The organism is Streptomyces sp. NBC_01465 (assembly GCF_036227325.1).
Taxonomy (GTDB): domain Bacteria; phylum Actinomycetota; class Actinomycetes; order Streptomycetales; family Streptomycetaceae; genus Streptomyces.
Window position 1 is genome coordinate 3,508,421 of sequence record NZ_CP109467.1, and the last position, 14,507, is coordinate 3,522,927.

The following is a 14,507-nucleotide window of genomic DNA, read 5'->3' on the forward strand; positions in this document are numbered from 1 at the left end:
TGCCCCCGTGCCGACCAAGATCGAGCTGAGCGAGCAAGAACTCCGTGCGATCACGGGCTACGCGGCGGCGTGTGCCCGCAGGGCGCTGCCCCTTTTCGAGCGCCAGTGCCCGACGGACACCCGCCCCCGCGACGCCGTCGATGCAGCCGACGCTTTCGCCGGAGGCGGCCGGCGCACGGCGGCCCTGCGGCAGATCGCGTGGGCGGCGTACAAGGCGGCGCAGGAAACGACCGCCCCGGCTGCGGAGGACGCGGCCCGGGCAGCGAGCCACGCGGCGGCGGCCGCGTATCTCCACCCCCTGGCGGACGCCCACCAGGTGAAGCACATCCTCGGCGCCGCGGCGCACGCGGCACGGGCGGAGGAGCTGGCGGGCGTCGCTGCGGGGACTCTGGACTGGGCGCGCCACCACGCTCCCCCGGCGGTCACCGCGGTGCTGGCCCGAATGCCCGCGGCCCCGCCCGGAGGCGGCCGCGCGGGAGAACTGATCCGTGAGCTGGACGCGGCCCTTCGCACCTGAGGCTCAACCAGCCGAAGCGGTAAGGGCTTTGAGCCACTCGTCGACCGGTACGACGTCCGCCCACAACGGAAAGAGCCGCTCTGTGAGGACCCGGTGCAGCTCCTGGTCGGTGTCGAGGCACCCGTCCACCAGGACCGTGAGCCCGAAGTCCAGGTCGACGCCCCGGGCCAGCGTGGTCAGTACCACCGCACTGGTGGCGATCCCGGCGAGGACCAGGTGGTTGATGCCACGGGCCCTGAGGACCAGGTCCAGGTCGCTGCCCGAGAAGGCACTGCCCCGCCGCTTGGTGACCACGATGTCGTCCGGCCTGGGCGTGATGTCGGGATGGATCTCACTGCCGGGAGCGCCCTCGGTGAACAGCCCCGCCTCCAGAACGGTGGCCATCGCCCGGCTGCGGGAGCTGACTTCAGGCTGCCCTGCCCGTAGACCCATGGTCACGTAGATGACGGGGATGCCGGCAGCGCGGGCCCCATCGATCGCCGCCCGCAGCCGTCCCAGATATCCGGAATCGGCGCCGACGATGTCCACGACGTCCCGCTGGACGTCCATCACGAGGAGTGCAGTGTCTGCCATGGAGGCAGCCTGCTGCGCAACTGGCCGATTGTGAAGACCACTTGGGTGGTGCGAGCCTGTGGCCCGGAACGGGCAGTTCGATCAGAAGTCAGAAGAAGGTGGGGTGACCCGCATGCGTGCGGTGGTCTTCGAGCGGTTCGGCGAGCCGGCCGGGGTACGGGACGTGCCCGACCCCGTTGCGGCGCCGCGCGGGGTCGTGGTGCGGGTCGAGGCGACGGGGGTGTGCCGCAGCGACTGGCACGGGTGGATGGGCCACGAGCCCGAGATCGTGCTGCCGCACGTGCCAGGACACGAATTCGCGGGGGTCGTCGCCGAGGTGGGCGCGGAGGTACGCGGCTGGCGGGTCGGCGACAGGGTGACCGTGCCGTTCTCGTGCGGCTGCGGGAGCTGTCCGACGTGTGCGTCGGGGAATCACCAGGTGTGCGAGCGGGGCGCGACGCCCGGGTTCACACACTGGGGATCGTTCGCGGAGTACATCGCGCTCGACCACGCCGACGTGAACCTGGTGGCGCTCCCGGACGACATGGCCTTCACCGCGGCGGCGGGCCTCGGCTGCCGTTTCGCGACGGCGTTCCGGGCCGTGGTCCAGCAGGGCCGCGTGGCGGCGGGCGAGTGGGTGGCGGTGCACGGGTGCGGCGGGGTCGGACTGTCGGCGGTGATGATCGCGGCGGCGTCCGGGGCGCGGGTGGTGGCGGTGGATGTGGCGCCGGGGGCGCTGGAACTGGCCCGTAAATTCGGGGCTGTTGAGTGCGTGGACGCGACGGGGGTGTCCGACACGGCGGAAGTGGTACGGGAGTTGACGGGCGGAGGCGCGCACCTGTCGCTGGACGCGCTCGGCGCCCAGGTGACGTGCGCGGCCTCGATCGGCTCCCTGCGGCGGCGCGGACGGCACGTGCAGGTGGGGCTGCTGCACGACGACCCCGTGATGCCGATGGGCCGGGCGATCGCGTACGAACTGCAGCTGATCGGCAGCCGGGGCATGGCGGCGCACACGTACCCGGGAATGCTGGCCCTGGTACGGAGCGGGGTGCTGCGCCCCGACCTCCTGGTGACGTCGACGATCGGCCTGGGAGAGGCGGGTGCGGCGCTGGCAGCCATGGGGTCGGCGCCGGGGCCCGGGGTGACGGTGGTGGAACCCTTCACCCCGTAGCGGCAGGGGGCACGGCCCGTTCCATGGGTGCGCGATCGAGGATTTCGATGTACATGATCCGTCCGTCCACGACGTCCAGGATCAGCATCCCGTTCGAGGGCAGGAGCGGCACGCATCGATGGCCCGGGCCATACGGCTGCCCCTGCGGATGGTCCGAGGTCCGGATGCTCTGACAGAAGTCGTCCCCGCAGCCGCACTCACCGACGAGCCGGACGTCCCGCACGACGATGGACAGGTCCCGTTCCCCCTCCTCTTCGAGGGCGACGACCAGTTCGGCGATGAGGTCCGGGTAGACATCACGGACGAGAGGCTGCTCCGGCTCCATGGGGCGGGAGGCTACGACACCGGCTCCGCCGAACGCCTGCCGTTTTTCACGCCTCGGGTCCGCGACCGACGGGCGGCTGCCGGGCGAGGAACTCCTCGAACGCCGCCTTCTGCTGCGGATCCATGAAGCCCTGGCGGACATTGCGGGCCTGTTCCTCGAGCCAGTGCGCCTCGCCGGGGTCCACCAGTTCGGCGACCACCACGCCTCCCCGGACGACCGCCGTACGCCCGCCCACGCGACGGCGGAACAACGTGAACGCCCCGAACTCCTCCGGGTGGGCAAGCTCCGGCTGCTCTTCCCCGTCCACGGCCTCGCGCATCGGATACGCGGCAGGAGCCCAGTGCTCCCTGAGCGCCAGCGTCGCCGCGGGCACGAGCACGGCCTGCTCCGTCTCCCGGTCCCCCTCCCACATGATCGTGACGGTGACGGGCTCGCCCACCGCCTCGGCCAGGCCGAGCACCCTCTCCATCTCGTCGTTGACCGGGTATCCCGCCACCACATCGATCTGTATCCCCATGGCGCCCGAGGCTACTGTTCGTGAGAATCGGCGCCATGAAGCGGCCTGAACGCATTGCTGTCGTCGGAGCAGGAATCCTCGGAGCCTGCGTCGGCTGGAACCTCGCCCGGAGCGGCGCCGACGTGATCCTCGTCGACTCGGGGCAACCCGGCGAAGGCGTCACCGACTGGTCCTTCTCCTGGGTCAACGCCAGCAACAAGACCGCGCTCAGGTCCTACTTCGACCTGAACCTCGCGGGCATGGAAGCCCACCGCGAGCTCGCCAGGACCATCGGGCCCGACGCGTGGTGGCACCCCACCGGCCACCTGCGGTGGGCCGACGATCCCGCAGCCGAGGCAGATCTCCTCAAGACCGCTGACCTGCTGAGCAGTTGGGACTACGCCGTCGAGGTCACCACGGGCGCCGACGTGCGCCGCCGCCTTGAACCCGCCCTCGCCGTGCCCGACGAGACCCCCGTCGTCTTCTACCCCGACGAAGCCTGGGTGCACGGGCGTCACCTCGTCGGGCGCCTCGTCGACGAGGCCGTCGGCCGCGGCGCCGAGCTCCGCTCCGGCACCTCCGTCCGTGCCATCGGCACCCGCTCCGACGGAAGCGTCCAGTCCGTCACCCTCTCCGACGGGAGCCGCCTCGACGTCAACGCCGTCGTGAACGCGGCAGGCCCCAGCGCCTCCCACATCGCCGCCCTCGTCGCCCGGCACCTCCCGATGCGCCACGAGCCCGGCGCCGTCACCCGCCTCGACTGCGACCGGGTCCCGATCCACCGCGCCATGCACACACCCCACATCGAGATCCGCCCCGACGGAGACACCTCCGTAGTCCTCCACAGCCGCGAGACCGACGCCCTCATCAACACGGACACGGATCCAGCCCAACTCGCCCAGCTGCTCCACGCATTGGCCGAGCGCGTCGTCCCCGCATTCGCCAACTCCCACATCGCACGCACACGGATCTCCAACCGGCCCATCCCCGCCGACGGATTCCCCTCGGTGGGCGCCGTTTCCGCCGTGCCCGGCTACTACGAGGCCGTCTCCCACAGCGGCATCACGCTCGGGCCCGTCATCGGCCGGCTGCTCGCCGCCGAGATCCTCAGCGGGACCCGCCACGAACTGCTCGCGGACTTCCGCCCCGAGCGGTTCCCGGAAAATGGCGGACCCCTCCCGCACCAGGATGCGTAACCTGCCCGCATGCCCCGCCTCGAACTCCTCCGCCTCGACCACGCCTCACCCCTTCTCGCCTTCGAGCAGGAGAATCGGGCCTACTTCGCCGCGCTGATCCCCGACCGGGGCGACGACTACTTCGCCCACTTCGACGCACGCCACAGCGACCTCCTGGCCGAGCAGGAGACCGGGACGGTCCTCTTCCATCTCCTGGTGGCGGACGACGGCGAGGTCCTCGGGCGGTTCAACCTCTTCGATGTGGCGGACGGTTCGGCCGAGCTCGGCTATCGCGTGGCCGAACGCGCCGCCGGAAAGGGGATCGCCTCGGCTGCCGTACGGGACATGTGCGCACGCGCCGCCCAGGAGTACGGCCTGACCACCCTCCGCGCCAGGACGACCCTCGACAACCCGGCCTCGCGCGCCGTCCTGGCCCGTACGGGATTCACGCCCGTCGGCGACTGCACCCTCAACGACCGGCCCGGGCTCCGGTACGTACGCGACCTGGGAGACCTCCGGTGAAGCGTGTCCTCGTCGTCGGCAGCACCGGGGCCGGCAAGTCCACCCTCGCCCGCGAGCTCTCCCGCCGACTCGGCCTGGAATTCCATGAGATGGACGCCCTCCACTTCATCGGGCCCGGCTGGCAGGCGAACCCCGATCTCCTCGCGCAGGTCACCCGGATCGTCGACGGGCCCGACGGATGGGTCTTCGACTCCATCGGTCAGCCCGTCGTACGCGATCTGCTCTGGGAGCGCGCCGACACCGTCGTCTGGCTCGACTACCGGCGGTCCGTCGTCCTGTGGCGGGTCCTGCGGCGCTCCCTCCGGCGGACCCTGTTGCGCGAGCGCGTCTTCGGGGGCAACCGGGAGCGGGTCGTGGAGTGGATCCGCCCCGATCACCCCGTGCGGTGGGCCATGAGCCAGCACAACGACCGGCGCGCCGAAATCCTCCGCCGCACCCGCGACCCCCGTTTCGCGCCACTGCACGTCATCCGCTACGAAAGCCCGCGCGACGCCCGCTGAGCTACGCCCCCTGCGCCCCCTGCGCCCCCTGCGCCTCCTTCGCCGCCCGCTCCACCCGCGCCCGGTGCTCCGCCCACCACGCCGCGTCCCCGCTCGCCATGTTGTCGCTCCCGGCCCGCAACCCCGTTGCCCCGTCGATGAGTTCGCGCACGATGTCGGCGTGCCCGGCGTGCCGGTCCGTCTCCGCGATCATGTGGACGAGGCTCCGGTGGAGCGTCGTCTCCACCCCGTCCCCCCAGCCGATCCGGCCCGTGGCGTCCAGCGGCAGCGACGCGATCGTCTCGTCCGAGTGCGTGCACACCCGGCGGTACGCCGCCACGATCTCCTCGCGCGTCTCGTCCGCCCGCGCCCACAGATCCGCGTTCGGCTCGGCGGCCCCCGCGATCCAGAGCGGGGGCGCCTCGACCGGGCGGCCGTACGTCGCGCCGAAGTACATCGCCTCCGCGCCCGTCACATGCTTGACCAGCCCCAGCAGATTGGTGCCGGTCGGCGTCATGGGGCGGCGGACGTCGTACTCGGACAGGCCCTCCAGCTTCATCACCAGCACGTCGCGTGCGTCCTGAAGGTAGAGGTGCAGGTCGGCCTTGGGATCAGTTCCGGTCATCCGGTCAGTCTGCTGATCATGCATCCCCTGTCCACCGAATTCGGATGATCCGAAAGCGTGTACTGATTCCAACTCGCCCCCGATAAACTGGTGTTCCTGCAGCGACGGCTGCCTACACCCGGCTCGGGAGGTGCGGCTTGGACAGAGAGCTGTTCGGCCGCGAGGCCGTTCTCGACGGACTCGCGCCCCGGCTCGTCGGGCTGCCGGCCGGCGGGTTCCAGCAGGTGAAACCCGAGCATGCGGAGGACCTGCCGGTCGTCGTCATCACCGGCGGCCGCGGTACGGGCAAGACCGTCCTGCTCAAACAGCTCCGCAACAACTACCGCGAGCGCACCCCCGTCGCCCTGATCGACTGCGAGCACCCCGACTTCGCCGGACTGCCCTCCGGGGACCCGCGCGCGCCCTACTGGTCCCCCGTGACCGAGGCGCTCTCCGTGCTCGGCCAGCAGCTCGGGCCGGCCGTGAGCGGCGCCCGCCACATCGAATTCCCGCGCCTGGCCGCCGGGTTGGTCGCCATCGCCTCCACGGGCTGGGACCCGAACAACGGTCAGCGCGTACGCGACGAGGCCATGCGCCTCGGGATGCTCGTGGAGTCCGGGTCGCGGCTCAGGAACACCGGGCGCGGCTGGGTCGTCAAGGTCGCGGCCAAGTTCGCCGCACTGTGGGCGGGGGCCCCGCCCGGTCTCGACGTCGTCATCGAGTCGACCGTCGAGTCGCTCCTGGAGGACCTCTTCGACCGCGGCCAGCGCAAGGCCGTCACCTGGTACGGGAACTACCCCGGCGCCGGCGGCAACGCCAAACGCGGGCTCAATCTCCTCGCCCTGCAGTTCCGCCGCCAGCGCGACACCGACGCCCGCACCCTCGCCGAGCGCCATCTCGTCGGGGCGCTGCGCGCCGACCTGAAGGCCGCCTACACGGGGATGGGCAATCTGCGGCACGTCGGGCGGCCGCTCGTACTCCTCGACAACGTTCAAGCACCGCTCGGGCGGCGCCTGTTGGAGCCCGTCCTCAGGGACCGGGCCGCCGGCCTTTACGACCAGGCCGTCTTCATGGGGACGCTGCGCGGGTACGACCACCCGGCGCTGCGTGCCGCCGTCCGCTGTCTCCTCCCCCAGGTCACCAACTCCACCCCCTGGACCCGTTCCACCGAGGTCGCCTCCGGTGCGCTGGCCGTGGAGATGACCGCGCTGGAGCCCGAGCACGTACGGCGGATGCTCGACCAGCAGGACCCGGCCCTGCACACCCCGCCGCAGCTCGCCCGCTCCATCCACCGGCTGACCTGCGGGCGTCCTCTCGGTGTCGCTCTGCTGACCCGGGCCGCGGGGCAGGCCGTGACACCGCAAGCGGCGCCCTCGATTCCCGTACGGCAGACGCCTGTTGAGCTCACCCCCCGCTCCCTCCTCGGACTGCCCGTCGTCGTACGCGAGGACACCCCGGGGCGCGAGACGGCCACCGAGCTGCTCGGGCAGTTCGTCCACCCGGCCCGCCTGGAGCGGCTCACTGTGCTGGCCGCCGCGCACGACACCGCCGACGCCGAGTTCCTGGCCGCCGAGCGCCTCGACCACGACGGCGGGGCGTCCGGGGTGCTGCCCATGCGCGATCTGCTCGCCGCCGAGTACTGGGGCACCTCGGCCGACCACTTCATCGCCGACCCCTTCCTGCGGACCCTCCTCCTGCACCGGCTGCACACCGACCGGGTGCGCTGGCGCGACGTGCAGCAGGCGATGTCCGACCACTACCCGGACGGCCATCCGCGCCGGATCCACCATGAACTCGCCCTGGGCCAGACGGCGTTCGCCGTCTCCCGACTGCGCGACACCTTCCGCACCTCCGACGCCGGGGCCTGGCTGCGCGAGCTGCGGTTCATCGCCTCCGCACCGCTCTTCGACACCGCCGACGAGCGGCGTGCCGTCGCGCTCGGGCGGACCGACGCCGAGCAGTCGGTGCCCGACGGGACGGACCGCGTCTTCCATCTCCGGATCCGCCGACTCCTCTACTCCGTATGGCAGTTGACCGATCTGCTCGCGCTCCCCGACGACGACGTCACCGACAAGATGGGCGACGAACTCCAGCAGCTCTCCGCCCTCCACCCCACCGGCAACGAAGAGCTCTGGCAGGCCTCCCGGAGCTGGCCGCAGGCCGTCCGCGAGTGGCGGACCCTGCCGACGACGGGAGACTGAACCGCCGTGATGAACCGATTCCGCGAGATCTTCTGGTTCACCCCGCTCAAGCGCATCCTCACCTCCGCCCTCGCCCTGGTGCTGCTCGCGGCCGCGGGCATCGGCGCGTACGTCGTCTACACGCCCGATCTGCACTGCGCGAAGGGCGTCGACCGCCCCGAGAAGGGCGCCGAGTGCATAGGCGTCTCGGGGGACGGCTACGACTTCGGGGTCCCCGGGCTGCACGCCGTCGCCCAGGCCGTCGCCCGCGAGAACAAGACCCTCAAGAGCGGTACGTACGCGACCGTCGCCCTGCTCCTCCCCCTCACCTCCACCGACAGCGGCACCGCGACGAAGGTCCTCAACGAGGTGCAGGGCGCGTTCCTGGAGCAGTACCGGGCCAACCACAACGACAACGGCCAGGTCCCCAAGATCCGCCTCGTCCTCGCCAACTCGGGCCGCGGCAGCGAGCAGTGGAGTCACGCGGTCGACCGGCTCAAGTCGATGACCGACGCCCCCGACAACCTCCGCGCGGTCTCGGGGATCGCCATCAGCAGCCCCAGCACCAAGGCCGCGGTGAAGGAGCTGACCGCATCCCACATCCCGGTCATCGGTACGACGATCACCGCCGACGACATCGCCAACAGCCCCTCCGGCGACCCCTATCCGGGCCTGGCCCGCGTCTCGCCGACCAACCTCGACGAGGCGCGCGCGCTGGCCCAGTTCGGCAAGGTCGACGCCAAGCGGGCGCTGCTCGTCCAGGACACCGTGACGACCGACTACTACACCTCGACCCTCAAGGCGGCGTTCACGACGCTGCTCAAGGGCGCCCCGTACGCACCGAACCTCTTCACCTCGCCGCCCGACTCGACCGAGGACGGCACCACCGCGAACACCTTCGACCAGATGAAGTTCCTGATCTGCGACACCCGGGCCGACACGATCTTCTTCGCCGGACGCCACACCCAGCTGCGGCAGTTCATCAACGCGCTGGGTGCGCGCGGCTGCCAGGAGCGGGCGTTCACGATCCTCACCGGCGACGAGGCCTCGTACCTCGGCCGGGACACGAAGCTCGACAAGAGCGCCCTCGCCAAGAAGATCACCGTCCGGTACGCCTCGCTCGCGCACCCCGACGCGTGGACCACGGGGACCCCGCCGAAGACGGGTGGCAGCGCGGCGGACTACAAGACGTTCGCGGCGCTGCTGGCGAAGGCGGCGGGCGACGACGTCGGCCCGATCGGCCCTTCGCAGCTCGCGGACGGCCAGGCGATCGTCGCGTACGACGCGATGACGCTCGCCGTGCACGGCATCCGCAAGGCCACGGTGAAGGGGAAGACGCTCCCCGAACTGGCCGACGTCGGGACCCAGTGGACGCTGGTCAAGGGGCAGCTGCGGGTCTTCGGGGCGAGCGGCTGGATCTGCCTGGACAACCACGGCAACCCGTACAACAAGGCCGTCCCGATCGTGGAGCTCACCCCGCAGGGCACCCAGCGCTTCGTGAAGATCGCCTGGCCGGAGGGGAAGCCGCCGACTCAGGCGTGCTTGCCGCCGGCCGTCTCGTAGGCGGTACGGAGAGCCTGCCAGCGGTCCGGACTCCAGGTGGACCAGTCCTTGGGGCTGCCTTCGAGGGCGTCGTAGAGGAACTCGAAGTGGTTGTGCCACCCGGCCAGGCAGTCCAGGCGCAGGCTGTCGTCGCCCTGGAACTCATTGGTGAAGCGGACGACCGCCGCCTGCGAGCCGACCGGCTCCAGGTGGAAGCGGATCCGGCCGTGGAGATCGATCGTGTACTCGGCGACGCGCTGGACCTCCCAGGCGGTGACGGTGCCGCCGTGGATGTTGTCGCTCTCGCCGTTCAGCCACCGCAGCCTGACCGCCCCGCCCAGCCGCGGCTCCAGTACGTCGGCCGCCGCCAGCCAGCCGGGCAGCCCGCGCGGGGTGGCCACGGCCGACCAGACCTGCTCCAGGGAGTGGGGCAGGTGCAGGGCGAAACGGAGCACGTGGGTGGTGCCGCGGGTGGTGCTGGTGCCATGGGCGATCGCGTCGGACGTCATGGCACCAGCCTCACCCGGGCGGGGCGGTTCCGCACCCCTGGCGCTGTTACGGCTGCTGGCCGGGCCTGTCGACCACGGTGCGGTTCATGATCGCGCTGACACCGATCACATCACCCTTCTTCAGGTTCTCGACGTCGCGCACCGCGACCTCCCGCTCCCCCAGGAACGCCTTCGTCTTCTTGTCGAAGATGAGCTGCTCCATGACCCCGGAGTCCTCGCGACCGACCGCGATCCCGTGCCGCCCCGCCGCGTCCACCGCGTCCTCGACGACGACCACACCGGGGATCTTCGCGGCGGCCCGGTAGAGGGCTGCGGCCACCTCGGGCGGCATGAGGGACTCGTAGGAGAGGTCACCGACGAGGACGAAGGTGTTCTGGTTCTCGCTCTTGCCGCCGTGACTCGACTTGTGGAGCCAGTCGAGCATCTTGGCGGGGTCGGTGGGGAGGGTCTGGAGGTGGCGGTAGTTGGTGTTGCTCGCGACGCCGGGCGTCTCGGTCTCGAGCTTGGACTGGTTCGATCCCGGGTTCACGTCGGGCTCCTTCAGCAGGCCCTGCCGCGTGCCGTCCACCGACTTCCACACCTCGCGCCGGTGGACCGGCGGGAACGACGGCGGTCCGCTGCCGTCCGCCGGGGAGCTCATGTACGACACCTTGCTGTCGACGTACACGTACTGGTCGTCGCGGATCCCCGTGGGAACCCCCGTCTTCCCGGCCGCCAGCGCGATGTCGTCGAGCAGCGCCACGGCCTGCGGGGGCGCTGCCTGCACGCCGCCCCCGCCCTGGTTCACCACCGTGAGCCCCACGACGGTCGCGGCGGCGGCCACGGCGGCGATCGCGGGGACGGTGAAGGACGGACGGAGCCAGCCCTTCCGTACACGTACGGGATCGGAACCTTCGGTACGGATCTCACGCATCAGATGCTCCTTGAGGACGCGGTGGCGGCCCAACGGGAGCTCCCGCTCGGGGAGTTCGGGAAGGTCGTCGTTCATCGGTTTCCCTCCTGGATGGGCCCGACCGCAGCAGTGCGGTCACCTCTCATCTGTCCGCGTCCGCCTTCGGGTTCCAGAGCGCGCGCGAGTTTTGAACGGGCCCTGGAGAGCCGGGACCTGACCGTCCCGACCGGCACCCCGAGCGCCAGCGCGGCGGCCGCGTAGTCGAGCCCGGACCACACGCACAGGGACAGCACCTCGCGCTCCGGCCTGCGCAGACCGGCCAGCGCGGCGGTGACGAGGGCGAGCTGCCGGGTGTCGTCGACCCGCGAGGCGACGGCGTCGGCGAAGTCCCGTACGCCCTCGTCGCGCGGCAGCCGGGCCACGGCGGCAGCATGGCGGCGCGCGGCGCGGCGGACGTTGCGGGTGACGTTGGTGGCGACGCCGAGCAGCCAGGGGCGCAGCGAACCCCCGTCCTCCTCGACCTTCGCGCGCAGCCGCCACGCCTCCAGAAAGGTCAGCGAGACGATGTCCTCGGCGAGCGCCCAGTCGCCCGTCAGCCGGTAGGCGTGGTTGTAGACGGAGCGGGAGCAGGCGTCGAAGAGCACGCCGAAGGCGTCGTGGTCGCCGGCTCTGATGCGGGCCCTGAGTTGTGTGTCCACACACTCCAACTGTCCGTACGGCAAAGGCCGGTTCCCGTGACCTGAGTCACAGGAACCGGCCTCGGCCGATCAGAATACGGAACTCAGACCCCGGCGTAGGAGTGCTTGCCGCTGATGAAGATGTTCACGCCGTAGTAGTTCCAGATCCAGCAGCCGAAGGCGAAGAGCGCGAGGTACGCGGCCTTGCGGCCCTTCCAGCCTGCGGTGGCGCGGGCGTGCAGGTAGCAGGCGTAGACGACCCAGGTGATGAACGACCAGGTCTCCTTGGGGTCCCAGCCCCAGTACCGGCCCCAGGCGTCGCCGGCCCAGATCGCGCCCGCGATGATCGTGAACGTCCAGAGCGGGAAGACGGCGGCGTTGATGCGGTACGAGAACTTGTCGAGCGAGGCCGCCGAGGGGAGCCGCTCCATGACCGAGGCCATGAAGGGGCTGGGCTCCTTGCCGGCCGCGACCTTCGCCTCGTACGAGTCACGGAAGAGGTACAGCAGCGTGCCCGCGCCCCCGATGAAGAACGTCGCGCCGCAGATGATCGCGCAGGAGACGTGGATCCACAGCCAGTACGAGTGCAGGGCCGGGACCAGCTGGTCGCTGGAGGTGTAGAGGACCGTGGTGGCGATACCGAGGTCGAGGAGGACCGCGGTCACCAGCGGCAGGCCCAGCCAGCGGACCTTCACCTTGAAGGCCAGGAGCACCAGGTACACGGCGACGACCACCGTGGAGAAGGTGATCGAGAACTCGTACATGTTGCCCCACGGCGCCCGCTCCACGGAGGCCGCGCGGGCCACCACGCCGCCCACCGCGCAGAGGAAGCCGACGACGGTCAGCGAGATCGCGATCCGGCCGTACAGGTCGCCCTGTTCCGTGCCGCCGGCCGCACCCGGGCCGTCGGGGACGTCGCGCGACCCGGCCGCCGAGCGCGTGACGATCTTCGGGCGCTCCAGTACGGCGGTCCCGCCGCCCGCCTTCTTGACCTGCACCTTCGGGGCAGAAGCGGCGGCAGCAGGGGTGGAGGTCAGCGCGGCGGCCGTACGGCCCACCTTGGAGCGCGCCCCGAAGGTCCACTCCGCGATGTGCGCGAAGAAGGCCAGCATGTACACGGCCATCGCGGAGTAGATGAGCACATTGCTCATGTGCGCGAGGTTCTCATTGGTTCCCGCGGCGAGATTCACTTCTTCCCGGCCCCTTCGACTGTCGTCTCTGCAGGTTCTGGCGCCGAGGGCGCCACTGAATGGAGCTTGTCGGCCAGCAGGCCCAGCTCCTCGGGGAGCTTCGCGGACTCGCTCCGCCCCAGCCCCGCCATCTCGACGACGGTGGTCCCGTCCTCGCCCCGTACGGCCCGCACCCACACCCGGCGGCGCTGGATGAACAGCGAACCGGCGAGGCCCAGGATGGCCGCGATCGCGCCGATCAGCGCGAAGTTGTTGCCGGGCTGCTGGGAGATCTGGAAGCTGGCCCACTGCTTGACGCCCACGAACTGGATCGAGCCCGCGCCGTTCGGCAGCTTCATCGTCTCGCCGGGCAGCAGCAGCTTCTTGTACAGCTGCCCCTTGCTGTCCGTGAACTTCTTCATCTTCGACGAGTCGAGCTGGTACACGCTCTGCGGAAGCCCGGAGTCGACGCCCAGGCTGCCGTGGTACCCGGAGAGTGCGAGGACGGGGAAGTCCAGGCCCGGGTACTGCGACATCATCGTGCCGTGCCCCTTGAAGGTCGGCACGAACATCGCGTTGAAGCCGAGCTGCTCCTTCTTGCCCTGGGGGTTCTTGTAGCCGTCCATCACCTTGATCGCACCGGACGAGGTGACGTTGGAGTCGAGCGGCAGCAGCGGTACGGCTTCCCGGTAGATCTCGTTGCCCTTGCCGTCCTTGACGGAGACGACGGGCGCGTAGCCGTGCGAGATCAGATAGACCTTGGTGCCGTCGATGACCAGCGGCTCGTTGACCTTGATGACACCCTTCTGGTCCTTGCCGTCGACGCCCTTGGAGTACGTCACATGGGCTTCGTACTTGCGCGGGGTGCCGCGGTTCGGGCCGGTCCTCTCGTACGTACCGACGAACTGGTCCAGCGTGAAGCTGAACGGCTTCAGGTCGTCGGCGTCGAAGAGGTTCCCGGGCGTGAAGTCGTCGTACTGCGAGAGCGTGTTGGAGAACCCGTCACCAGTGTCCTCCACCATCAGCTTGCCGCCCTCGGACTTCCACAGCTGGCCGCTGGCGAAGGCGACCAGCATCACGATCAGCGCGATGTGGAAGATGAGGTTCCCGGTCTCCCGGAGGAAACCCTTCTCGGAGGCCACCGCGTCCCCGGCCACGTGCGCCCGGAAGCGCCGCTTCTTCAGCAGCGAGAGCGCGGCCGCACGGACGTCCTCCGGCGAGGACTCGGTGCGCCAGGTCGTGTACGCGGGGAGGCGCTTGAGGTTGCGGGGGGCGCCCGGCGGGCGGCTGCGGAGCTGGCCGACGAAGGTCCAGGTGCGCGGCACGATGCAGCCGATGAGCGAGACGAACAGCAGGATGTAGATCGCGGAGAACCACACCGAGCTGTACACGTGGAACATGCCGAGCTTCTCGTAGATCGGCGTGAGGAACGTGTGATCGGCCTTGAAGGTGTCGACCTTGGCCGCGTTGATGCTGGTCTGCGGGATGAGCGAGCCGGGGATCGCACCGAGCGAGAGCAGCAGGAGCAGGAGCAGCGCGACGCGCATCGAGGTCAGCTGGCGCCAGAACCAGCGGATCCAGCCGATGACGCCCATCGCGGGCAGCGAGGAGGGCGACTCCTCCTTGGGGGCGGTCGACAGCTGCGACCCGGCTGCGCCGAGGTCGTCCTCTGTCGTCTTGGTCTCGGTGTCGCTCAT

General features: G+C 70.5%; 16 protein-coding genes. 7 read left to right on the forward strand and 9 right to left on the reverse strand.

The genetic code is table 11. The features are described 5' to 3' along the window. The first annotated feature begins 7 nt into the window (after positions 1–7). Entirely contained in the window at positions 8–517 is a 510-nt protein-coding gene (locus OG707_RS16495; RefSeq protein ID WP_329118892.1) for a putative immunity protein, read from the forward strand. A 3-nt stretch (positions 518–520) separates the two neighbouring features. Here OG707_RS16495 and OG707_RS16500 read toward each other — a convergent pair whose 3' ends face one another. After that, a complete protein-coding gene (locus tag OG707_RS16500; RefSeq protein ID WP_329118894.1) occupies positions 521–1,090 on the reverse strand; it encodes a cysteine hydrolase family protein in 570 nt (189 codons plus the stop codon). Positions 1,091–1,202: 112 nt separating this feature from the next. Here OG707_RS16500 and OG707_RS16505 point away from each other — a divergent pair, with 112 nt between their 5' ends. Beyond that, positions 1,203–2,240 carry a zinc-dependent alcohol dehydrogenase family protein gene (locus tag OG707_RS16505; protein ID WP_329127833.1) on the forward strand — a complete coding sequence of 346 codons (1,038 nt, stop codon included), beginning with the start codon at positions 1,203–1,205 and terminating at the stop codon, positions 2,238–2,240. Here OG707_RS16505 and OG707_RS16510 read toward each other — a convergent pair. Together OG707_RS16510 and OG707_RS16515 are read right to left on the reverse strand one after the other, a co-directional pair. Beyond that, a complete protein-coding gene (locus OG707_RS16510; RefSeq protein WP_329118896.1) occupies positions 2,230–2,565 on the reverse strand; it encodes a hypothetical protein in 336 nt (111 codons plus the stop codon). The genes OG707_RS16505 and OG707_RS16510 overlap by 11 nt on opposite strands. A gap of 46 nt (positions 2,566–2,611) precedes the next feature. Then, positions 2,612–3,082, reverse strand: coding sequence for a hypothetical protein (locus tag OG707_RS16515; RefSeq protein WP_329118898.1), 471 nt, complete (start codon positions 3,080–3,082; stop codon positions 2,612–2,614). Positions 3,083–3,117: 35 nt separating this feature from the next. On the opposite strand from OG707_RS16515, the gene OG707_RS16520 reads away from it, so the two are divergent. Genes OG707_RS16520 through OG707_RS16530 form a run of 3 tightly spaced genes read left to right on the forward strand, consistent with a single transcriptional unit; the run spans position 3,118 to position 5,258 of the window. After that, complete coding sequence (locus OG707_RS16520) at positions 3,118–4,257, forward strand: NAD(P)/FAD-dependent oxidoreductase (RefSeq protein WP_329118900.1); 1,140 nt, start codon at positions 3,118–3,120, stop codon at positions 4,255–4,257. 9 nt (positions 4,258–4,266) lie between these two features. Next, positions 4,267–4,758, forward strand: coding sequence for a GNAT family N-acetyltransferase (locus OG707_RS16525; RefSeq protein ID WP_329118901.1), 492 nt, complete (start codon positions 4,267–4,269; stop codon positions 4,756–4,758). Beyond that, positions 4,755–5,258 (forward strand): AAA family ATPase, encoded by a 504-nt coding sequence (locus tag OG707_RS16530; RefSeq protein ID WP_329118903.1) that lies wholly within the window; start codon positions 4,755–4,757, stop codon positions 5,256–5,258. The genes OG707_RS16525 and OG707_RS16530 overlap by 4 nt, the downstream gene beginning before the upstream one ends. A gap of 1 nt (position 5,259) precedes the next feature. On the opposite strand, the gene OG707_RS16535 is transcribed toward OG707_RS16530, so the two are convergent. Further along, complete coding sequence (locus OG707_RS16535; protein WP_329118905.1) at positions 5,260–5,862, reverse strand: DinB family protein; 603 nt, start codon at positions 5,860–5,862, stop codon at positions 5,260–5,262. Between the two features lie 137 nt (positions 5,863–5,999). Between OG707_RS16535 and OG707_RS16540 the strand changes: the two genes are divergently transcribed. After that, complete coding sequence (locus OG707_RS16540; RefSeq protein ID WP_329118907.1) at positions 6,000–8,042, forward strand: hypothetical protein; 2,043 nt, start codon at positions 6,000–6,002, stop codon at positions 8,040–8,042. A 9-nt stretch (positions 8,043–8,051) separates the two neighbouring features. Further along, on the forward strand, positions 8,052–9,584 hold the full coding sequence (locus OG707_RS16545) for an ABC transporter substrate-binding protein (protein ID WP_329127834.1): 1,533 nt from the start codon (positions 8,052–8,054) through the stop codon (positions 9,582–9,584). Here OG707_RS16545 and OG707_RS16550 read toward each other — a convergent pair. From OG707_RS16550 to resB, 5 genes are all read right to left on the reverse strand, one after another. Further along, on the reverse strand, positions 9,554–10,072 hold the full coding sequence (locus OG707_RS16550; RefSeq protein ID WP_329118909.1) for an SRPBCC domain-containing protein: 519 nt from the start codon (positions 10,070–10,072) through the stop codon (positions 9,554–9,556). The two genes, OG707_RS16545 and OG707_RS16550, sit on opposite strands and share 31 nt — an antisense overlap. A 46-nt stretch (positions 10,073–10,118) precedes the next feature. Next, entirely contained in the window at positions 10,119–11,060 is a 942-nt protein-coding gene (locus OG707_RS16555) for a CU044_5270 family protein (protein ID WP_329118911.1), read from the reverse strand. Then, the gene (locus OG707_RS16560; protein WP_329118913.1) at positions 11,057–11,662 is read right to left on the reverse strand and encodes an RNA polymerase sigma factor; all 606 of its coding nucleotides are present in this window, start codon (positions 11,660–11,662) and stop codon (positions 11,057–11,059) included. The genes OG707_RS16555 and OG707_RS16560 overlap by 4 nt, the downstream gene beginning before the upstream one ends. 83 nt (positions 11,663–11,745) lie before the next feature. Then, a complete protein-coding gene (ccsB, locus tag OG707_RS16565) occupies positions 11,746–12,831 on the reverse strand; it encodes a c-type cytochrome biogenesis protein CcsB (protein ID WP_329118915.1) in 1,086 nt (361 codons plus the stop codon). Then, positions 12,828–14,507 carry a cytochrome c biogenesis protein ResB gene (gene resB, locus OG707_RS16570; RefSeq protein WP_329118917.1) on the reverse strand — a complete coding sequence of 560 codons (1,680 nt, stop codon included), beginning with the start codon at positions 14,505–14,507 and terminating at the stop codon, positions 12,828–12,830. Before resB ends, ccsB begins: the two co-directional genes overlap by 4 nt.